The sequence below is a fragment of the Paenibacillus barengoltzii G22 genome, from assembly GCF_000403375.2.
Taxonomy (GTDB): Bacteria; Bacillota; Bacilli; order Paenibacillales; family Paenibacillaceae; genus Fontibacillus; species Fontibacillus barengoltzii.
Map to the genome: position 1 here is coordinate 645930 of NZ_KE159654.1, position 20186 is coordinate 666115.

Below are 20186 nucleotides of genomic sequence, written 5' to 3' on the forward strand. Positions count from 1 at the left end.
ATTCTCGATCCATCGCCGCTTTATTCCGCGCCATGACTGAAAACGCCTTCGCAAGTAGTTTTCTCCTACGTACCAACTATAAGCGAACCCATCGGTTCGGTCAAGAGAAGGGAAGAAACGGCAATCCCAATACCGATAAGGGATTTTGCGTAAATGACACAGATCACAGGCAAGCGTCAGCGAGTGTAGTTTCCGTTATATGAAAAAACCGGCATTCGCAAATGCAAACGCCGGATGCAAGAAGAGGAGTGAGCCATATTGGACAGGATCGAGCCGCTTTTGCTCGGAACTAGGACAAAATACGTTTCTGCCCTTGCAGCTCGCGAATAGGAGCGATGTTCTGCGTGAACTCCAGCGTTCCTAAATAACGTCCATCCTCACTGCGTACAGCGAAATAGCGGATGTACACAAATTTGTCCTTCACCGGAATCCAGAAGTCCTCGACATCCTTCCGCCCCGCCTTGAAATCCTCCAACAGCTGGTTGACGACATGGACACTTTGCGGCGGGTGGCAATTTTGTACGGTCCGGCCAATGACCGCCTTCGTCCGGGCAAAGATGCGCTCTTTACCGTGGGAGAAATATCGGACGACATCGTTCTCATCGATAAACGTCAGATCCACTGGAAGATGGTTCATTACCGCCTCCAGCTGTTCCATCGAGAGAACGCCGGTCTCAAATTTAACGTACCCTTGCGGAACTCCTGCTTCCGTACCTGCCTGCGCGGTTCCTTCCTCTTCTTCACCCAAGGATTGCAGCGGTACGCGCTCTGGAATCCATTCGCGCTCCGGCGCGGTTAAGCAGAAGCCGATCTGATCGCTTTCCCGGACAATGCTGACCCATTCGTCCTCCGTTAACTTCTCAAGGGCCATCGGGAGCAGAATATTTTCTTCTTTAAAAATCATCTCATTGACTTCCTTAATAATCCGTTCCAGATCCATTACTATCGTCTCCGGATCCGCGCTGCCGTCCGCCAGCTTGCCCTTCGTTTCCTTGATCATCATGCGGATGCCGTCGTCCACGCCCCACATCACCTTCGTCGGTCCGTAGATGCCGTACTTCTCCAGATACGGGAACAGCAGGTTTTCCTTACGGCTATAGTGCTTATCAAGATCCATCAGCAGGTTCAAATCCTCTAACAATTTGTATACGATCTCGCTGCTGGGGGCCTTTCGGTACTTGTCCAGATGAAGCTGAAGCTTGAAATTCACCAGCCGCTCAATCTCGCGATTTTCCAGCTTGAAGGTATGCACCGGGTGCCCCGGCTGCTCCTCCGGCTTGGACGACCGGTGAATGTCCTCAATCGAGCCCTTAAAAATCGCCGTATGCACCGAGCACAGCCGCTGAACCTCTTCGACTGGAATGCCCTCCTCATCCATCAGCGCATGCTCCATCGCAGAAATTTCCGCAACCGTCACGTCACCGACAGCCTCTTCAAACCGCGCCTTCACTTCCTCCACGCTCTTCCCCTGATGCAGCTCCTTAATAATCTCCTTTAGCATCTGCTGCCGGCGGCTTTGTTCCGGTGCGCCATACTCCCGGTTATTAATCAGTTCGCTCATCGCCTAACCCCTCCTTATAGAAATCGATCTGATTTCAGCTTCGAAATGTCCCGTTGACTTTCGTTGATAACCATTCTCAATAACAACGTAGCACAGGGAAAATCACCGACTTGTGATTGCAATCACAAATATTTCACGGAACCCCCCGTTTCTTTTTGTTCCGTCTTTTGCCAAAATAGAGTCAGGAGGAGTGTCATTATGCCTACTACACATTTGCTATATATTGAAGACGATCCCGAAATCGGGGAATGGGTCAGCTCCAACCTGGAAGCGCGCGGGTATACAGTCACCTGGCTGAAGCACGGGGATCAGGCGGTGGAGAAAGCTGTCGATTGCCAACTGGTTATCCTGGACGTAATGCTGCCAGGGTTAGACGGCTTCACGATTGGGGGACGGTTGAAGCAGAAGTATCCGGAGCTGCCGGTATTGATGCTATCGGCTCGCACTTCGATTGACGACAAACTGCAAGGATTGAAGTTCGCCGACGACTATTTAACGAAGCCGTTCCATCCGGATGAACTGGCTGCCCGGATCGAGGTGCTGCTTCGCCGCAGCGGGGGGATCGCTGACCCAGCGCCGCTGCGGATCAAACATTTGCTTGTGTATGAGAAAGAAAACCGGATTATCCATCAGGATACCAACGAGGAGATCGTGCTGACCGGCAAGCAGTTTCATATTTTTGCCTACCTGCTGCGCCATCTCGGGCAAATCCTGACCAAGGAGCAGATCTATGAGGCGGTATGGAACGAGCCCTACCTCGACGGGGACAAAACCTTAATGGTGCATATCCGCCACCTGCGCGAGAAGCTCGAACGTGATCCTGCCAATCCTGAAGTGATCGAGACCATCCGCGGGATCGGCTATCGGGTGAGAGCATGAAATTTCGTCCAGTGCGCAAGTTCCGTAAATCCCTGCTGACGCGATACGTTTTGATTTTAGGGATCGCATTTGTCTTTATTCCTGTCATGATTCCTATCAGCTTCATTGCAGCCTGGGGGGTGAATGTGCTCCTAAACCCTGACCATTACGGACACGAGATCCGTCCTTATGGCACCGGAAAACAAATTGAGGCCGCTTGGCATCAAGCGGCTGCTGAGCTCAAGGGAGCTCAAGATGAGACCATCGACGCGAAGCTCAAAGAGATGAAGCAGCGGTATCCTGACGCCGCGCTGTATTGGGTCGACACCGCCGGCATGACCCGCCTGCAGCTGCCGGAACAAGCGTCGGTGCCCCCGCAATGGTCCCTAGAGGATACCATCGCCTTCATGAAGCAGCGTGTAGATGCTGATCCTTTTACGGTCGTCGCTTTTATTGGCGGGGACGAACAAGCTCAACAAGGCTTCATGGTGCTGGAGCTCCCGCGTAAATATATGGTGATTCAAAAAGGGGAGCAGTTTAGCGACAATCGCTTTTACGGCGTGTTCATCGCGATTCTGCTAGGGGCGTTCGTCTTGCTCTCCTATCTATTCTTCAGCGATATCCGCAAGCGCCTGCTGCGCCTGGAAGCCGGCATGACCCGTCCGGGTCCCGATGGTCTCCCGTCCCCCATCGAGGAAGGGCGTCCGGACGAAATCGGCCGATTGGAGCTCGCCTTTAACCATATGGTGTTCGCCCTGAAGGACAGTCGCCAGCGGGAGCGTGAGGAAGAGGAGCTGCGCAAGAGCCTGATCAGCCACCTGTCCCATGACTTGCGGACGCCGTTAACCGTGCTGGGCAGCCATTTGTATTCGCTCCGTCAGGAATCCCTATCCGAACAGGGAAAGCAATCCCTGGCTTTGATGGAGACGAAAATCAGCGATTTATCCGGACTGATGGATCATCTGTTATCGTACAACCTGCTCTCCAGCGGACGGTATGCCATGTCCTTGGAGCGGCTGGATATCCTGCGGATCGTGCGGGAAAGTGCGGCGGCCTGGTACCCTGTCTGGGAGAAGAACGGGATCACAGCCGATATTGAGCTGCCAGAACAGCCGATTTACTGGAACGTGGATGCCCAAGGGTTCCGCCGCGTACTCGATAACCTGTTCCAGAACCTGGTCCGCCATGCCGGATCGGGTCGGTATGCCGGGATTGCGGTAGAACCATACGAGGGCACTACGGCTCTTACGATCAGCGACCACGGCCCTGGAATGGAGTCGGTTTCCGCAAATGGAGGCGCGGGGCTAGGCCTGCAAATCGTCGATCTGCTGCTCCGAGAAATGGGACTCGCACGAGCCACCATATCCAGTGAAGCCGGAACGAAAGTGTATATTTATCCAGCGGCGAAATTGTCGTTGAAATAAGGAGAGAGACTGTCTCCAAAGCTGCTTCTTTTCCCTCGATTCGGAGGCAGTATCGCAACACTTCTACGCGAATGCGCGATTCCTGCAATGATACATTTTTGTGAGGGAGCAATCCCCGTTTTGTGTGTAAAAATGTTCCACGCTCCAAAATTAAACGAATCTTAAACTTATCCCGCCTTTGCCTTTAACCTCCGGGCGATATGATCATGACGAGGTGATAATTCGTGAGTGAAATGATCATTCAAACGGAAGGTTTAACCAAAAAATATCGCGGCCGTTACGCCGTGGACCACTTAAACCTGGAGATTGCGAAGGGGGACATCTACGGGTTCCTCGGACCTAACGGTGCAGGGAAAACCACAACAATCCGCATGCTGCTGGGCTTAATTCAGCCCACTTCGGGCAGCATCCGCATCTTTGGCCGCGAGCTGCAACGCGATAAGCTGGCGATTCTGCGCCGCATCGGTTCGCTGGTCGAATCCCCGTCCTATTATGGACATTTGAGCGCCATCGACAACTTGGAAGCGATCCGCCGTATCTTGCAGGTGCCGAAATCGCGCATCGACGAGGTGCTGGATATCGTCTCGCTGTCTAGCGAAGCACGACGGCCGGTGAAGGGCTTCTCCCTGGGGATGAAGCAGCGCCTGGGCATCGCCGCATCGTTGCTGGGTAACCCTGAACTGCTCATCCTGGACGAACCGACCAACGGACTGGACCCGTCCGGGATTCATGAGATCCGCGAATTAATTAAGAGCATGCCGAAGCGTTACGGCATCACTGTGCTCGTATCCAGCCACCTGCTCGGGGAGATGGAGCTGATGGCCAGCAAAGTGGGCATTATCCGCGAAGGTCGGATGGTGTTTCAGGATACGATCGACAATCTGCGGCTTCAGGCGGCTCACGATATGGAACTCGTTGTTTCAGAGCCGGATGAAGCCCTTTGGGTAGCCCGTGATCTAGGCGCCATCGGCAAGCTGCGAAGCGGAGTTCTCTCGTTCCCGGGGATGGCTGACGCCCAGGTCGCACGCCTGGTCAAACAGCTGGTGGAGAACGGACATGCGATCTATCGCGTTGAGCAGAAGAAGAAGTCGCTGGAGGATATCTTTATGCAGGTCATTGGGGAGGGGACCGCGGTATGATGTTACGCTCCCTCTCAGCCGACTTTTTGAAGATCCGGCGTAAAGGTATCTGGTTTCTTATCTTTCTCGCTCCGCTCGGATTGGTCGCCATGCAGGCGCTCAATTTCGGGCTGCGCTACGACTGGTTGACCAAGCAATATGCCGATGACCTGTGGGGAGGTCTCCTGCAGAATATTTCCTTCTTCGTGCCGATTGCGATATATCTCGGCTGTACCTTGGTCAGCTCGCTAGTGGCGAACGTCGAACATCAGCTTAGCTCCTGGAAGCAACTGCTGGCTCTGCCGATCTCACGGACCGCGGTGTATTGCGCCAAATTCCTGCTGTGCTTCCTGTTGCTGTCCGTTTCCTGCGTGCTGTTATCGGTCGTAACCGTAATTCTAGGTATCGCTCTCGGTTTCGAGGCCAGTTCCATCCCTTACGCGAATTTGGCTCGCCTTGGGTTCTATCCGTTTTTTGCCGCGTTGCCGCTGCTGGCCCTCCAGCTCTGGCTGTCGCTCTCCTATCGGAACCAGTCGTTGCCGGTATCCCTTGGCGTCACGATTTCCATCCTTTCGCCGTTTACATTGAACCTGTCCGAGTGGTTTCCACTGAACTGGCCGTTGTTCGGGTTCGAAGGACCACACCGCGAATGGTTTGTCGCAGCCGGACTTGCCTGCGGCGCAGTTATCCTGTTGACTGGACTTGTTCATTTCAACCGAAAGGACGTGGATTAAGATGAAGACGTTCCTGAACGTACTGACCGCAGAACGGCTCAAAATGTCACGCTCGCGCCTCTGGCTCGTCCTGCTGATCAGCCCGGCCCTGTCTGCCTTGATCGGCGCCCTGGTTAATCTGCCAAAGGGGGCCGATGCAGCAGTCTGGCCGCTCTTGATCAGCGCCATGTCGATGCTTCATGCACTACTATTTCTGCCAATCATGTCCGGCTTATTTCCGTCGTTCCTCTGCCGTTATGAGCACACAGGCGGCGGTTGGAAGCAGCTGCTGGTGCTTCCTGTCTCACGGAGCGCCGTTTATCTGGCCAAATTCACCGTCGTTGCCGTCTTGTTGGCTGCCTCTCAGCTGCTCTTTCTAGCTGCGCTGTTGATTGTAGCCCTAGTCCAAGGGATCTCTGGCCCAATGCCATGGGGGATGATCGCGACGAGCCTGATCGGCGGCTGGATTGCCTGTATGCCGCTGGTTGCCTTGCAGCTGGGCGTCTCGCTGGTGTGGTCCAGCTTCGCAGCGCCGCTTGCGGTGAACGTATCGCTGACGATTCCAAACCTGCTGATCATCAATTCAGACAAGATTGGCCCTTTCTATCCTTGGGCACAGCCGCTGTTGGCCATGATGCCGCGCGGGCAAGCGGACTATGGTGCTTTTAATTTGCCGTACGAGAGCTTGTTCATCACGGTTCTCGGCAGCTTCCTGTTGTTTCTGATCTCCGGGATGCTGTACTTCCGCCGTAAAGCGGTATAAATCAATCACACCGCAACTGCCTGACCCACTGAAGAACAAAAGGCCTGTAGATGAGCCGGATGAGCATGTTGCCCATCCAGACCCTCTACAGGCCTTCTATTTTATGGGGAGGTTATTCATTATTCATTTGGCTTTTCAAGCCATGTAAGTGAATTGCTCAATTATTCTTTGACGCCGCCCAACGCTACGCCGGCAATAATGTACCGGGACAGCAAGAAGTAGACAATAAACAGAGGCAACGCCGTCAAAGCCAGACCCATGTAGATCGAACCGAATTCTGTCTTGTAAATATCGCCGCGCAGCAAGCTGACCATAATCGGCATCGTATATTTACTCTTATCCGTCAACAAAATGAGCGGCATAAACAGGTTATTCCAGTTCGCAACAAAGGCGAAAATCGCTTGCGTTGCAATCGCTGGCATCATCAGCGGCAGAATGATCCGGTTAAACGTCTTGAATTCACCGGAGCCGTCAACACGCGCCGCTTCCACGATTTCAAGCGAGAGCGTACCCAGCAGGTACTGACGCATGAAGAACACAACGGCCGGAGCCGCAATAGCTGGCAAAATCAAAGGCAACAGGTTGTTGGTCCAATGAATTTTGTACATAAATTGATAGAAACCGATCGAGCTGGCCTGAGCTGGAATCAGCATGACCGCCATAATAAAGGTAAAGAATGGCTGACGCAGCTTCCAGCTATAAGCGACCAGACCATAAGCTGTCAAGGACGAAAAATAAACCGTCAACAAAGTCGCTGAACCCGAGATAATAAACGAGTTCATGAAGCCTTGAAGCGGATCAAAGCTCTTGTCCAGCAGCACCTTCAGGTTGCTCATCATATGAGTAGATGGGAGCAACGAGAGGCCCGCTTGGATTTCCGCCGTCGAACGCGTAGCGTTCACGAACATGATCCAAAATGGAAGGATGCTGAGGAGTGCCAGCAAAATACATACGACATATACAATCGTCCGATTAATTCGGAGAGCGACCGCACTGCCTTCTTTAATTTTTTCCATGGCTTACACCTCCCCTTTCATAGCTGCACGATCTGCTTTCTTTTGTTGCTTAATCAATTTATTTAATTTCGCCGCATCCCGGTCACGCATCAGATAGAACAGGATAGCGGACAATGCAGCGGCAATGACGAACAGAATCATACTAGCGGCAGCCGCACGGTTATACATATAGCTTCCTTTAAATGCTTGCCCATAGATAAACATCGAGGTGGTCAACGTAGCGTCGTCCGGTCCGCCTTGAAGGAACAATTGCGGAATATCGAACATCGTCAGGCCACCGATCATGGACGTAATTAACGTATATAGCATGATGGTGCGCAGACTTGGCAGGGTAATCTTGAAGAAGGTCTGCCAGCCGTTGGCTCCGTCAATCGCAGCAGACTCGAAAATCGCCGGATTGATCCCCATGACACCTGCAATCAAAATAATCATCGTGTTCCCGTACCACATCCAGAATTGAATGAAGGAAACGATCCCACGTGCTGTCGTCTTATCTTGCAGGAAGAAGATTGGAGCATCCGACCAACCTAACAGCTGGAACAGGCTGTTTACCGGCCCCATCGGATATGCAAACAGAGAGCTAAAAAGCACTGCAATCGTACTTGCAGTGATAATATTCGGCATATAGAGCATGATCTTAAACGCGCCTTGGCCCTTGATGTTCAGACGTTTGTTCGTAAACCAGGCCGTTAGCAGCAGCGCAAGACCGATCTGCGGAATAAAGTTCACAATCCAGAGAATAAACGTATTCACAAGTGACTTCTTGAAAGAAGCATTTTCTAGGATCAGGTCTTTGAAGTTCTGAAACGGATTATCGAGAATTTCCAATGGTTTAGGGATGATCCCCTGTAAGTTAGTAAAGCCGATTACGGCCGTATAAAGAATCGGATACAGTGAAAAAACCAAAAAAGCCAACACAAATGGCAACGTAAAATAGTAACCGTATCTCGAATAGTTGACACCTTTGCGGCGCATGATTTCACCTCTTTCATGGATATGAAGGGGCGGGTTGTTTTCCCCGCCCCTTCGCATCTACTGCGTATTCTTATTCGCTGTCGATGCCAAGTTGGTCTTTGACTTGTTGTTTGAAGGTTTTGATCGCATCTTCACGGGATTTGTTGCCTGCCGTGTATTCGCGAACTTGATCACGCCACAGTTTGTTGATCGTTTCGTCGTATTGCGTCAAGTTCTTACCGGAAGCGTTCTCGTTCGCTGGAACGAAGATGTCAAACATGTTTTGACCGCCCAGCATTGGAACTTCACCGTTCGATTTTGCCATCACCACGGAGGAAGCTACGCTATCCTTCGTACCTGCTTCGCCCTCTTTCATCGTACCGTTTGCCCAGAAATATTGGAGGCCGGTTTCAGAGGTATCCAACGTTACCCAGTTAATGAAATCAGCAACCGCTTTCTTCTTCGCTTCGTCTTTCGTTACCTCTTTGTTAGCCAAGAGCCAAGTACCGCCCCAGAAGAACCCTGTTGGTGGTTCAGTTACAGCCCAGTCACCGTTTGTATCTTTAACTTGACCGTTCATGACATAGTTGATCAACCAAGCTGGACCAAAGAAACCAAAGATCGGTTGAGCACCGGAGCCGGACATGTCAGCATACCAAGCTTCCGTCCAGTCTGTCGTGTCGTTGTGGTAACCGTTGTCTTTCAACTTCTTGGAGAGATCCAAGAACTGTTCACGCTTCGGATCGATGTGCAGTTTGCCGTCAACGATCCATCCTTTGTCGGAGCTGTTCTCGATCGCGTGCCAGATATCACCGTCACCGGATACGATACCATAGCCTTTAGCTTTCAGCTTCGCAGCTGCATCGAAGAACTTATCCCAACCAGGACCAACTTCATTTTTGATAGCAGCTGGGTCATCTGTCCCGAATACGTCTTTCGCAATCGAACGACGATAGATGAAAGCGCCGCCAGTTGCTTGGTAGCCAAGAGCTTTCAGCTCGCCATCTTTACTACCGATATCTACGGAGTATTGAGCGATGCCAGCATCTTTAACCATTTGGTCAGTCAAGCCCAGGTCAGCGTAGTTCGCTGCATACCCGGAAGCGTCGCCTTGCGTATATTTCAGAACGAACGCTGCTTCAGCAGCATAAATGTCCGGGGCGTCTTTGCCGCCGCCAGCCAAAGCTTGGTCAAGCGCAGGTTGGTAAGCGCCATCAGTTGTAGCGATAACCGTTGTTTTGAATTCAACATTAGCGTCTGGATGCGTTTCCAAATATTTTGTAGTCATATTTGGAATTTCATCCGTGAAGCTCCACAGATTGATGGTAACCTTTTCGCCGCTGGAACCTTTACCTGCGGAAGAATTCGTTTCCGTAGGTGTTGTATTGTTCGAGGACGACTCATTCTTGGAATTGCCGCCGCAAGCCGTGAGAGCTGTTGTCATCACCAGCAAGGCGGAGATCCCGATCAACAGGTGTTTCATACGTTTCATGCGTTTCATGCTTTGCCTCCCCTTTTGTTTACTCTTCTCGGTATTTTGTAACCGCATTCACATTTTAATACATCTTTTTGTTCTCCATAAGTAAGCGCTTATTGGGAAAAGTTCAACTATTTTTGGGTCTTGAGATCGAGGGGGCTTCTTCAGACTCAAATCAGAATGACAATTGTCATCTCAATGTCATGACAGTCCTTACTAACAGAGGGGCCTCAGTTCCTTTATGCTTAAGTTAACCGAGGAAGAAATAACCAAGATGAAACTTGATCGGAGGCGAAGCTTTCGTGGAACCTATGATTGAAATGAAGGACGTCAGCAAGAGCTTCAAAGATAAAAAAGCGGTAGATCATCTATCATTTACCATTTCCAAAGGCACCATCACCGCCATTCTTGGACCAAATGGAGCCGGGAAGACGACGGCGGTCTCGATGCTGCTCGGCTTGCTGGAACCAACAGCCGGAACGATTCAGCTGTTCGGAAAGCCGCCGAAAGACCGCTTGGTTCGCGAGGGGACTGGGGCGATGCTGCAGGAGGTCAGCGTGATGGATCGGCTAAAGGTACGCGAAATCCTGGAGCTGATTCGCAGCTACTACCCCAACCCGATGGCGATGGACGAATTGGTTCGTCTGACGGGGTTGTCCAATAGCGATTTAAACCGCTATGCCGAGAAGCTGTCCGGAGGGCAGAAGCGCAGCCTTAGCTTTGCCCTTGCCTTGGCAGGGAACCCGGAGTTGCTATTCTTTGATGAGCCCACAGTGGGGCTGGACATCACGTCGCGCCGCCGCTTCTGGGACAGCGTTCGCAAGTTGGCTACACAAGGGAAGACGATCGTTTTCACAACGCATTACTTGCAAGAAGCCGACGATATCGCCGATCGAATCTTGTTGTTTAACCGGGGCTCCTTAGTCGCAGACGGCACGCCTGAAGCGATCAAATCGCGGATTGTCAAACGTTCGATTTCCTTCCTTGCCGACGGCGATGGTCCCGAACTGCGGAGCCGATTGTTAGCGCTCTCCCCTGTCGCGGAATGCTACAACAAAGACGGACGTATCCATGTGACAACGGAGGATACCGATGCAGCATTGGCAGCGTTGTTTACCGCCGGTCTGCCCGTGCATGACATCCAGATCGAGCAAGGACGGTTGGATGAAGCGTTCGAACAGCTGACGACAAACCATGAAGAGGAGGCAATCTAACGATGCGTACCATTACGATGCAATGCAAAGCGGAGATGCTTCGGGTGATCCGCAACCCCTATTATGTATTTTGGTCGCTGTTGATGCCGGTCTTGTTCTACTTTATCTTCACGCGGGTCGTTAATACCGGGGCCGACAATCCGAGCGAATGGCGGGCGTATTACCTGATGTCCATGACGACCTTCAGCGTAATGGGGTCGGCGATTATGACGCTTGGCATCCGCCTGGTGCAGGAGCGTACCCAAGGCTGGGCGACCTTCATGCGAATCACGCCGCTGCCCGGTTCGATTTATTTCTTCGGCAAAATGTTCGGCCAAATCATGATGCACCTGTTTTCCGTGGTGTTTATTTTTATCGCGGGGTATTTAATTAACGGGGTAACACTGCCTTGGTATCTGTGGATTTCCAGCGGGTTGTGGATCATTGCAGCTTCGCTTCCTTTTCTCGCGTTGGGGACGCTGGTGGGTCTGATGAAGCGCGTGGATACGGCGAGCGGCGTCAGCAACATTGTATACCTACTTCTCGCCGTCGCAGGCGGTATGTGGATGCCGTTCGAAGTGCTGCCTAAGGTGATGCAGGCCATCGGCAAATGGCTGCCCTCCTACCAGTTCGGAAGCGGGGCCTGGTCCATCGTTCAAGGGGATGCGCCGAGCTGGCAAAGCGTGCTGATTTTGCTGGGCTACCTCTTCCTGTTTATGATACTATCCACATATATCCGAAAAAAACAGGAAGCGGTGTAATTCCAAATGAGGTTGGGTAAGTTCGAACTGGAATGGTTTCCGAAAAAATACGGCTGGTTCCCCTACATCTGGCCGATCTACTTAGTTCTTCCCTTCTTCAATATTCGGGGAGAGCATGGAATCAAGCTGTGGATCGGCTGCGCGATAATCGTCTTGTTTGCCGTGACCTACCGCCAGTTATACTGGGTTACCGGTAAAGTCTTTAACCTGTGGCTTGCGCTGCAAATGGCACTCATTCTGGCGCTCTGTATGTTTTATAGTCCGTATAACTTCTATTTGGGCTTCTTCACCTCGAACTTCATCGGTTGGTACACTGATCACAAGAAGTTCCATATCGCCATTTCCTGCTTTGCTGTGGTGGAAGTGCTGTCGCTCCTGCTTGGCGCCCGGGATCTAGTGGCCAGCGACCTGCCGTTCATGTTGCCTTTTCTGGTCATCATGCTGGTGATGCCTTACGGTATCCGTTCAATGTCGAGACGACAGCAATTGGAGCGGGAGCTGGACCGGGCGAACGAGCAGATTAAGGAACTGATCAAGCGGGAGGAACGTATGCGCATCGCCCGCGATTTGCACGATACGCTCGGCCATACCTTATCTCTAATCACGCTCAAAAGCCAGCTCGTCGAGAAGCTCGCCGCCAAAGACGCGGAACGGGCCCAAGCTGAGGCGCGGGAAATCCAGCGCACCTCCCGGGCCGCGCTGCGGCAAGTGCGGGAGCTCGTCTCCGACATGCGGGCGATCACCGTCGCGGAGGCGCTGGCGGAAGCGGGCGAAATTCTGCGCGCGGCCGACATCGCCCTCGACGTGGAAGGCGATCCGCGGCTCGCCGGCGTGTCCGACTTGACGCAGAACATCGTCAGCCTCTGCATCAAAGAGGCGGTGACGAACATCGTCAAGCATAGCCGGGCCACGCGCTGCGTCGTCACGATCGAGACCGCACCGGCGGAGGTGCGGCTGCAGATCGAGGACAACGGGATCGGGTTGTCCTCGGGGAAGGCGGGCAGCGATCGGCTGGCCCCGCCGCCAGGCGACAGCGTCGCTGGCAATGGCCTGAAAGGCATGGCCGAGCGGTTGTCGCTGATCGACGGCACATTAACCGTCGGAGCGGGGAGCTTGGAAAGCTCGGATGGTTCCGAAGCCGGGGTAGGCCAGGGCACTCGGCTGCAGATCACCATCCCGCTCATCGTGAAAGAAGCTGCTAAAGAAGGTGAAACCGCATGATACGCATCGTCATCGCCGAGGATCAACGGATGCTGCGGGGGGCGCTGGCCTCCCTGCTCGATCTGGAGGACGACCTTGAGGTCGTCGGCCAGGCCGGAGACGGCGCGGAGGCGCTGGCGCTTATCGAGAGGCTGCGCCCCGATGTCTGCCTCATGGACATCGAGATGCCGCTGATGAGCGGGCTGGAGGTAGCCGAGCGGCTGCAGGCCCAGGGATCGCCGTGCCGCGTCATCATCTTAACGACGTTCGCGCGTCCCGGCTACTTCGAACGGGCAGTGAAGACCGGCGTCCAGGGCTACCTGCTCAAGGATGAATCCAGCGATCGGCTGGCAGAGGCGATCCGACGGGTGATGGCCGGCCACCGCGAAGCTTCGCCGGAGCTGGTCTTCGGCAGCCTCCGCCGGGACAATCCCTTAACCGCCCGCGAGCAAGAGATTCTGCGGCTGGCTGCCAAAGGCTGCACCGCCAGCGAAATCGCGGCTTCTCTGCACTTGTCCTACGGCACCGTTCGTAATTATATTTCCGAAATTTTGAACAAGCTGGAGGTCAAGAGCCGCATCGAAGCGGTTCGCCTCGCCGAAGAGAACGGATGGATTTAAGCACACGCGGATATCATAACGCCAAAAAGGACGCCGATTTCGGCGTCCTCTCTTAAATTTTAGCGTGAAATCTATTCGATTTTTCGCGTTCATTCAGGTGTGAGATAATCGAAAACCTGGAATGTACTCGATTTTTCATATAGATTCTTGCAGTTTAGGATCGAATCGGCAAAATGTGGATGAAATTTCATATACAATCCTTTGAAATCGCCGAAATCCCCAAAATGTACTCGATTTTTCGAATACATTTCGGACAGCAAAAGACCGTCCTGTGTCCCCAACGTTAACTCCCCGTCGGGCCGCTCCAATCATGTACCATGCTGCCCTCCAGGAACTTCTCGCAGTCCATCGCCGCCATACAGCCGGAACCCGCCGCGGTGATTGCTTGGCGGTAACGCGTATCCTGGACGTCGCCGCAAGCAAATACCCCCGGCACGTTCGTCTCCGTGGTTCCCGGCTTCACCACGATATAGCCGTGGTCGTCGGTCTCTACTGCGCCGCCGAGAAACTTCGTGTTTGGCGTATGACCAATCGCCACGAACACTCCGTCGGCCTCCAGCAGCTCCTCTTGCCCATCGGCATTGTTCCGCACCTTCAGGCCCTTCACTTTGACGCCGTCCTCATCCGTCACCACCTCCAACGGTGTGCGGTTAAGTGCCCAGCGGATTTTCTCGTTGGATCTGGCGCGATCCTGCATGATTTTGGAGGCGCGCAGCTCCTCCCGACGATGCACGATCGTCACTTCGGTCGCGAATCGCGTCAGGAAATTGGCTTCCTCCATGGCGGAGTCACCGCCTCCGACGACGATAAGTTTTTTGCCGCGGAAGAAGAACCCATCACAGGTGGCACAGGTGCTGACCCCTCGTCCTACATTCTCTTGCTCGCCCGGGATGCCCAAATATTTCGCCGAGGCTCCGGTCGATATAATCACCGATTCGGATTCCAGCACTTCACCGCCTTCGAGCGTCACTTGAAACGGCCGCTTGGAGAAATCCACCTTCTCCACCCAGCCGGCCCGAAATTGTGCGCCAAACCGTTCTGCCTGCTTGCGCATATTGTCCATCAGCTCAGGGCCCATAATGCCTTCCGGAAAGCCGGGGAAATTCTCTACTTCCGTCGTCGTGGTCAACTGGCCGCCCGGCTCCAGCCCCTCGATCACCACCGGGCTCAGATTCGCCCGCGCCAAATAAATCGCCGCCGTTAATCCGGCCGGCCCCGTTCCAATCACCAATACTTTGTGCATACGCTCGTACCTCCTTGGTTCCTAGGAAATAGCTCGACCCGTCGATTCCTATGTAAATGGAATACTCCATCAAATTTTCCCCAAGTTGGACCTGCTTTACCCATCAAACTATTGGACCGAAGGAAAAATGTCCGCGAGCTTCTCCTTCACGCCGCAAACTTCATCCACCCGTTGAACGTAACGACGAGCCGTAGAAGCGGAAATATTGTATTTCTGCGCCACCTGCTCGTAGGTGACGGATTGCCCATGCATTTTGGCCGTCAAATATTCAAGCGCTGCGGCCCAGCCCTCCAAATGGGAGACCGTTGGCGTATCCGGATATAACCGGGTAAGAAACTCCGCCCACAACGTCTCCATATCATGCTGCTGCTGAAGATCGAAGCTCGGCTTCATCCGCTCCAGCGCTAAATCTACCACCGCTTGCCACTCGCTCCGCCATACCGGCAGCTGTGTAGATACCCGGCTCGGATCAACCAGCGTTGTCGTTGCACCAGAACGAACGGGCAGCGGCTGGTTCACGCCAAGATTGCGGAGGACAAACAAAGCCATTTCTTTCAAATACGCATCCTCATCCGGCTCCAGCAAGAAGGCTTGCAGCGCCTCCTCAACCTCCTGGTCAGCAATCAGGCCCATCGCTTGAATGACTTGAAGCTTGGTTTTATGATCCCCGTGGCGCAACGCCCAGAAGAACGAGGAACGAATCAGCGGGTTCTCCTTCATCTCGGCCGGGATCCCTTCTTCCGAAGCCTCCCAGCGTTTCATTTGCTCCTCAAATGGGAGCAGATACTGGTAATTCACCGGAACCGGATCTGCCTCGGGATGTTCACGCTCCTGGGACAGAATGTTCAAGTAATAGCCTGGCACACTCGAGCTGGGGTCCATTCTTTTCGCAGCCTTCCAGAGCTTCTCGGCTTCCTCCTTCTGCCCCGTATGGTAGGCAGCCACAGCCGCATAGTGATACAGGCTGGCATCCAAGTTCGTCTCACTCCCGCGCATCAGCCGCTGAAAATGGCCAAAGGCCGCTTCGTGCCGCCCCAAGATGCCCATCGTTGTTGCCAGCTTGAATACGTGCTCTTGGTGGAAAGGAACGATATTTTCCAATCGCCCGGCCAACTCTTCCAACGCCTCACGGTTCCCGGCATACTGGTAAAAAATCGCCAGATTACACAAGCCGTGCAAATTACCCGGATCCTGCACCAACACCTCTTCCACGGTCTCTACCGCTTTGCGGAACAAGCCGAGGTAGTAATACCCTAAGGCCAGATTATTGCGGGCCGCCAGAAAATCAGGACGAGTCTGCACCAGCTCCTCCAGCATTTTAACGGCTTGTGCGAACTTGCCTTCCTCCAGCAACGCACGTGCCTGATCGTGCTCATAGACGCCATGGCGCGATTTGATGCTCTTTAATTTCGTCGGGCGATCCAGCTCGTATTGCAGCAGGTCGATCATCTCCTCGGCCTCGCTCAGGAACTGTCCTTGTTCATCCTCCTCCAAATAACGGATGAGCGCTTCTTCGGCCGCCTCAAACATATCCATATTGGCGTAATTGTTCGCCATATAGAAATAACATTCCGTCATGGACGGGTCGATCTCCTCCAGCACGGTCTGGAGCACCTCATTGGATGCCGCATAGTCTCCCATCTCCGATAGAATCCCGGCCATATTGCAGTGGTTCACCGGGTTGCTCGGCTCGTATTCCACGGCTTTGCGGAAATATTTTAATGCCTTGTCATAGCGATAACGGTCCAACGAAGAAACGGCTCTCTCGAAGAAAAATCCCGCATCCATCGAGATCGGCAGTACTTTCCCCCGCTGGTTCTTAGCCGGTCGCTTTCTTTCCTTCAAGCAAGGCACCTCCTTTGATTTCAATCTTCCAAGTCTACTTTCCGTACGTTTCAGGTAAACTCTCCATTCCACAGTATAACATAGGAGAAGCTGTCCTCCCACGGGGAATCCAAGCGGAAAATAACGGATGTGCCGCGTCTGGGAGGAAATCCACGCTCCGCAATCGAATGACTAAGATATTTGCAGAGAAAGGATCTATTCCTATAATGTATTTCGTTTGGGAAAACACGGTTATTACCTTATTGATTCTCTTTCTGGTCATTTACGGAATCTGGTTTTTTCTTCTTAGAAAAAAACGACACTAAAGGAGGGCTTCCGGACGATGGACACGAACCACCCCCAATTTACGACGATCGACGAATATATCGCCCAATTTCCGCCGGAGATTCAGGACAGATTGCAGCAAATCCGTAAGCTGGTCCATGAGATTGCGCCTCACGCCACTGAGCGGATCAGTTACAAAATGCCGACTTTTGAAACTGATGGCAAAGTTCTGGTACATTTTGCAGCGTTTAAGAAACATATCGGTTTCTACCCAACCCCGAGTGGAACGGAGCAATTTGCCGAGGAACTGTCCCAGTACCAAGGCGGAAAAGGGTCCGTACAGTTTCCTTTGGACCAGCCGCTGCCGCTGGATCTGATTCGCCGCATGGTTCTCTTCCGCGCAGAGGAAAATCGCCGGGCCGCCGAAGCCAAAGCGGCTAAGAAGCCGAGGAAGAACCCCTAACTCGCCAATCATAACCACCCGTCCAACGGGTGGTTTGCTCTTGGGGTATAACCCCTTGTTGCCAAACTGCGCCTAAAGACGCTAGCCTGACAATAAAATTGTTCAGGCTCAGTGTTTTTGTCACTTTCACTTACCAGTTAAACTGGTTTACTTTTTCTTGCTACCGTTTCTGCTAAATGGATCTTCATACTCTTTGACGCTCAGTTTATCGATTGCCTGGTCATGTGCTTCCTGCTCGCGGATATACTTTGCGACAGTGGCCTCATTCAAGCCCACTGTGCTTACGTAGTATCCCTCCGCCCAAAATTTCCGATTTCCATATTTATACTTTAGGGTGGCATGCTTTTCGAATATCATTAGTGAGCTCTTTCCCTTCAGATACCCCATAAATGAGGATACTGAGATTTTGGGTGGTATCGCTACCAGCATGTGTACATGATCCGGCATCATGTGGCCTTCTATGATCTCCACTCCCTTGTATTTGCACAGACGCTTAAATATTTCGATCAAATCTCTCCTCACTTGATTATAGATCTCTTTCCGTCTATACTTCGGGGTGAACACGATATGGTATTTGCACATCCACTTCGTGTGAGCTAAACTATAGCTCTTGTTTGCCATCTAAGACCATTCCTTTCTTTTATTGAGCCTGAACATCTCAATTTTATGGGAATGGTCTAGTTGGTCAAACCTTCGTTCCTCCACCCGCATAGCGGGTGGTTTTTTGTTTCGCACGCTTCGCGAGCTCAACTGGCTAAAGCCATAACAAAAAAAAGCCGCTTCCTAAGCGGCTTTCTCATCGAACGAGATGGACGGTTAAATCCCCCGATCCTTGAACAAAGCGGCAATTGAACCGCCCTCTAGAATAAACTGCGTCGCCCGAGCCAACATCGGCGCTACAGAGAGCACCTGCACATGGGGCGAATGCAGCTCCGGCTGCGCAATCGAATCCGTAACGACCACTTGCCGGATATTGGGATGCTTCAGCTTCTCCAGGGCATTGTCTGAGAAGAGCCCGTGCGTTGCGCACACATAGGCGTCCGCCGCCCCCCGTTCCTTCAACCCTTCGACAACGTTTACAATTGTGGAGCCCGTGTCGATCAAATCCTCGATGATGATTGGCGTATGCCCGGACACATCACCGATCACATGCGTGATCACCGACTGGTTGTGTGCGGGACGCTTCTTGATCATGATTGCAAACGGCGAATCCAGCCCGTTGGCCAGCTTCTCCGCCATCGAGGCCCGTCCCGCATCCGGCGAGACGATCACGGGATTCGGAATTTGCTGAGCCCGCAGGTAATCCGTCATCAAGTCTAACGCGGTCAAATGATCGACCGGAATGTTGAAGAAGCCCTGAATTGCCGGCGCGTGCAAATCGATCGTCACGACCCGACTCGCCCCCGCCGTCGTCAGCACATCAGCGAGCAGCTTGGCAGAGATCGGTTCCCGCGGCGCCGATTTACGCTCCTGCCGGGCGTAGCCGTAATAGGGCATGATGACGTTCACCGTGCGAGCGGAAGCCCGCTTGGCCGCATCGATCATCACCAGGAGCTCGACGAACAACTCATTGATCGGATGGGATAGCGACTGTACGAGAAACACATCATAATTACGGATACTTTCCTCATAATGCACATAAATTTCTCCGCTCTTGAAGCGCGACAATTTCACCTTTCCGGGTTCGATCCCAAGCCGACTGCAGATATCCGATACCAGCTTCGGATTGGACGAACCGGAAAACATGCGCATTTTGGCTTCCATAACATCCTCCCGAATCCTTGATTTATGACATTTCAGACTTGGACATCCCTACACGATTATCGTACATGGATTCGACCTGGTCGTCCAGCATTTTCCAGATAGCGGCTCTGGAGCTCTTATTTCCCTGCTTCCAAAGGAATCATCGTTCGCTTGCGGCCCTCGAAGGTTGCCAACTCCCGCACTCCCAGTTTATACAGCAGTGTTCGCGCTTGATCCAAATGTTCGCTTAGCTTCTGGGGATCATGGGCATCCGACCCTACGGTCAGCGGAATCCCCATCTCGATAGCCGCCTGCAAGATCCGCTCGCTGGGAAACATCTCCGCGCAAGGCTTGGATAGCCCCGAAGCATTGAGCTCGATGGCGATTCCGGCTTCCTTCACGGCAGACAAGGCCCTCCGCTCCAGCGCAATCGTCTCTTGCTCCAGCTCTGGCCCGGGCTTGTGCCCAAAACGCTTGATCACATCGAGATGGCCGAGGAAATCATACAACCCGGTTTGCGCCGCTTTGGTCACAGCATCATAATATTGCGTATATACCGCGAATACATCCTTTTCTTCCCAGTTGTGAACCTGGCGAAAATCCGATACATCCCATTCCCCGAGAAAATGCACCGACCCGATCACATAATCCCACGGATAGCCCGTGACGATCCGTTCGATCTGTTCCTCCCAGCCTTCGATATAATCGCCCTCCAGGCCGACGCGTACGTCGATCTGCCCGCGGTATTTGTCCTTCAAACGAAAAGCTTCCTCCACGTACCGCGGCAACTCCTCCATCGGCATCGCCATTTCCGGATAGTAGGCAGCCGGATCCACATGCAGCAACGGCATATGGTCAGAGACACCGAGCTGGGACAATCCGATCTCGATTCCCCGGCGGATATAATCCTCCAGCGTGCCAACGGCATGCCCGCAGCGTTCATGATGGGTATGGTAGTCGATCAACATTC

The 20186-nt window shown here is 52.9% G+C and carries 19 protein-coding genes; 10 read left to right on the forward strand and 9 right to left on the reverse strand.

The window, feature by feature from the left end; translation table 11 throughout:
• Window positions 1–289: 289 nt before the first annotated feature.
• Window positions 290–1561, reverse strand: a complete 1272-nt coding sequence (locus tag C812_RS17650; protein ID WP_016314023.1) for a DUF438 domain-containing protein — start codon at window positions 1559–1561, stop codon at window positions 290–292.
• Window positions 1562–1759: 198 nt separating this feature from the next.
• Between C812_RS17650 and C812_RS17655 the strand changes: the two genes are divergently transcribed.
• The 5 genes from C812_RS17655 to C812_RS17675 all read left to right on the forward strand — a co-directional run bounded on the left by C812_RS17655 (window position 1760) and on the right by C812_RS17675 (window position 6437).
• Window positions 1760–2440, forward strand: a complete 681-nt coding sequence (locus tag C812_RS17655; protein ID WP_016314024.1) for a response regulator transcription factor — start codon at window positions 1760–1762, stop codon at window positions 2438–2440.
• On the forward strand, window positions 2437–3843 hold the full coding sequence (locus C812_RS17660; protein ID WP_016314025.1) for a sensor histidine kinase: 1407 nt from the start codon (window positions 2437–2439) through the stop codon (window positions 3841–3843). The genes C812_RS17655 and C812_RS17660 overlap by 4 nt, the downstream gene beginning before the upstream one ends.
• A gap of 224 nt (window positions 3844–4067) precedes the next feature.
• Window positions 4068–4982, forward strand: coding sequence for an ABC transporter ATP-binding protein (locus tag C812_RS17665; RefSeq protein ID WP_016314026.1), 915 nt, complete (start codon window positions 4068–4070; stop codon window positions 4980–4982).
• A complete protein-coding gene (locus C812_RS17670) occupies window positions 4979–5695 on the forward strand; it encodes an ABC transporter permease (protein ID WP_016314027.1) in 717 nt (238 codons plus the stop codon). Before C812_RS17665 ends, C812_RS17670 begins: the two co-directional genes overlap by 4 nt.
• A gap of 1 nt (window position 5696) precedes the next feature.
• On the forward strand, window positions 5697–6437 hold the full coding sequence (locus tag C812_RS17675; protein WP_016314028.1) for an ABC transporter permease: 741 nt from the start codon (window positions 5697–5699) through the stop codon (window positions 6435–6437).
• Window positions 6438–6598: 161 nt separating this feature from the next.
• Here the strand turns inward: C812_RS17675 and C812_RS17680 are convergent, their stop codons facing one another.
• The 3 genes from C812_RS17680 to C812_RS17690 all read right to left on the reverse strand — a co-directional run bounded on the left by C812_RS17680 (window position 6599) and on the right by C812_RS17690 (window position 9908).
• Window positions 6599–7453 carry a carbohydrate ABC transporter permease gene (locus tag C812_RS17680; protein ID WP_016314029.1) on the reverse strand — a complete coding sequence of 285 codons (855 nt, stop codon included), beginning with the start codon at window positions 7451–7453 and terminating at the stop codon, window positions 6599–6601.
• 3 nt (window positions 7454–7456) lie between these two features.
• The gene (locus tag C812_RS17685; protein ID WP_016314030.1) at window positions 7457–8428 is read right to left on the reverse strand and encodes a carbohydrate ABC transporter permease; all 972 of its coding nucleotides are present in this window, start codon (window positions 8426–8428) and stop codon (window positions 7457–7459) included.
• A 70-nt stretch (window positions 8429–8498) separates the two neighbouring features.
• A complete protein-coding gene (locus C812_RS17690) occupies window positions 8499–9908 on the reverse strand; it encodes an ABC transporter substrate-binding protein (RefSeq protein ID WP_016314031.1) in 1410 nt (469 codons plus the stop codon).
• Between the two features lie 278 nt (window positions 9909–10186).
• Between C812_RS17690 and C812_RS17695 the strand changes: the two genes are divergently transcribed.
• From C812_RS17695 to C812_RS17710, 4 genes are read left to right on the forward strand one after another with little or no spacing between them, the layout of a single operon-like run.
• On the forward strand, window positions 10187–11098 hold the full coding sequence (locus tag C812_RS17695) for an ABC transporter ATP-binding protein (RefSeq protein ID WP_016314032.1): 912 nt from the start codon (window positions 10187–10189) through the stop codon (window positions 11096–11098).
• 2 nt (window positions 11099–11100) lie between these two features.
• Window positions 11101–11838 carry an ABC transporter permease gene (locus C812_RS17700; RefSeq protein WP_016314033.1) on the forward strand — a complete coding sequence of 246 codons (738 nt, stop codon included), beginning with the start codon at window positions 11101–11103 and terminating at the stop codon, window positions 11836–11838.
• Window positions 11839–11844: 6 nt separating this feature from the next.
• The gene (locus C812_RS17705) at window positions 11845–13059 is read left to right on the forward strand and encodes a sensor histidine kinase (RefSeq protein WP_016314034.1); all 1215 of its coding nucleotides are present in this window, start codon (window positions 11845–11847) and stop codon (window positions 13057–13059) included.
• Window positions 13056–13658: a response regulator transcription factor gene (locus C812_RS17710; RefSeq protein WP_016314035.1), complete on the forward strand. Its 603-nt coding sequence runs from the start codon at window positions 13056–13058 to the stop codon at window positions 13656–13658. The genes C812_RS17705 and C812_RS17710 overlap by 4 nt, the downstream gene beginning before the upstream one ends.
• A 283-nt stretch (window positions 13659–13941) precedes the next feature.
• Here C812_RS17710 and trxB read toward each other — a convergent pair whose 3' ends face one another.
• Entirely contained in the window at window positions 13942–14901 is a 960-nt protein-coding gene (trxB, locus tag C812_RS17720; RefSeq protein WP_016314036.1) for a thioredoxin-disulfide reductase, read from the reverse strand.
• A gap of 108 nt (window positions 14902–15009) precedes the next feature.
• Window positions 15010–16746, reverse strand: a complete 1737-nt coding sequence (locus tag C812_RS17725) for a tetratricopeptide repeat protein (protein ID WP_016314037.1) — start codon at window positions 16744–16746, stop codon at window positions 15010–15012.
• A 322-nt stretch (window positions 16747–17068) separates the two neighbouring features.
• Here C812_RS17725 and C812_RS17730 point away from each other — a divergent pair, with 322 nt between their 5' ends.
• Window positions 17069–17473 (forward strand): iron chaperone, encoded by a 405-nt coding sequence (locus tag C812_RS17730; RefSeq protein WP_016314039.1) that lies wholly within the window; start codon window positions 17069–17071, stop codon window positions 17471–17473.
• Between the two features lie 147 nt (window positions 17474–17620).
• Here the strand turns inward: C812_RS17730 and tnpA are convergent, their stop codons facing one another.
• The 3 genes from tnpA to hisJ all read right to left on the reverse strand — a co-directional run bounded on the left by tnpA (window position 17621) and on the right by hisJ (window position 20184).
• Entirely contained in the window at window positions 17621–18094 is a 474-nt protein-coding gene (tnpA, locus tag C812_RS17735; protein ID WP_016311435.1) for an IS200/IS605 family transposase, read from the reverse strand.
• Between the two features lie 195 nt (window positions 18095–18289).
• Entirely contained in the window at window positions 18290–19237 is a 948-nt protein-coding gene (locus C812_RS17740; RefSeq protein ID WP_016314040.1) for a ribose-phosphate diphosphokinase, read from the reverse strand.
• 116 nt (window positions 19238–19353) lie between these two features.
• Complete coding sequence (gene hisJ, locus C812_RS17745) at window positions 19354–20184, reverse strand: histidinol-phosphatase HisJ (protein WP_016314041.1); 831 nt, start codon at window positions 20182–20184, stop codon at window positions 19354–19356.
• Window positions 20185–20186: the final 2 nt, after the last annotated feature.

Coding starts and splice junctions, on each gene's coding strand:
- C812_RS17650 (WP_016314023.1), bottom strand. CDS start 1,561: ATGAGCGAACTGATTAATAACCGGGAGTATGGCGCACCGGAACAAAGC.
- C812_RS17655 (WP_016314024.1), top strand. CDS start 1,760: ATGCCTACTACACATTTGCTATATATTGAAGACGATCCCGAAATCGGG.
- C812_RS17660 (WP_016314025.1), top strand. CDS start 2,437: ATGAAATTTCGTCCAGTGCGCAAGTTCCGTAAATCCCTGCTGACGCGA.
- C812_RS17670 (WP_016314027.1), top strand. CDS start 4,979: ATGATGTTACGCTCCCTCTCAGCCGACTTTTTGAAGATCCGGCGTAAA.
- C812_RS17675 (WP_016314028.1), top strand. CDS start 5,697: ATGAAGACGTTCCTGAACGTACTGACCGCAGAACGGCTCAAAATGTCA.
- C812_RS17680 (WP_016314029.1), bottom strand. CDS start 7,453: ATGGAAAAAATTAAAGAAGGCAGTGCGGTCGCTCTCCGAATTAATCGG.
- C812_RS17685 (WP_016314030.1), bottom strand. CDS start 8,428: ATGCGCCGCAAAGGTGTCAACTATTCGAGATACGGTTACTATTTTACG.
- C812_RS17690 (WP_016314031.1), bottom strand. CDS start 9,908: ATGAAACGCATGAAACGTATGAAACACCTGTTGATCGGGATCTCCGCC.
- C812_RS17700 (WP_016314033.1), top strand. CDS start 11,101: ATGCGTACCATTACGATGCAATGCAAAGCGGAGATGCTTCGGGTGATC.
- C812_RS17705 (WP_016314034.1), top strand. CDS start 11,845: ATGAGGTTGGGTAAGTTCGAACTGGAATGGTTTCCGAAAAAATACGGC.
- C812_RS17710 (WP_016314035.1), top strand. CDS start 13,056: ATGATACGCATCGTCATCGCCGAGGATCAACGGATGCTGCGGGGGGCG.
- trxB (WP_016314036.1), bottom strand. CDS start 14,901: ATGCACAAAGTATTGGTGATTGGAACGGGGCCGGCCGGATTAACGGCG.
- C812_RS17730 (WP_016314039.1), top strand. CDS start 17,069: ATGGACACGAACCACCCCCAATTTACGACGATCGACGAATATATCGCC.
- tnpA (WP_016311435.1), bottom strand. CDS start 18,094: ATGGCAAACAAGAGCTATAGTTTAGCTCACACGAAGTGGATGTGCAAA.
- C812_RS17740 (WP_016314040.1), bottom strand. CDS start 19,237: ATGGAAGCCAAAATGCGCATGTTTTCCGGTTCGTCCAATCCGAAGCTG.
- hisJ (WP_016314041.1), bottom strand. CDS start 20,184: ATGTTGATCGACTACCATACCCATCATGAACGCTGCGGGCATGCCGTT.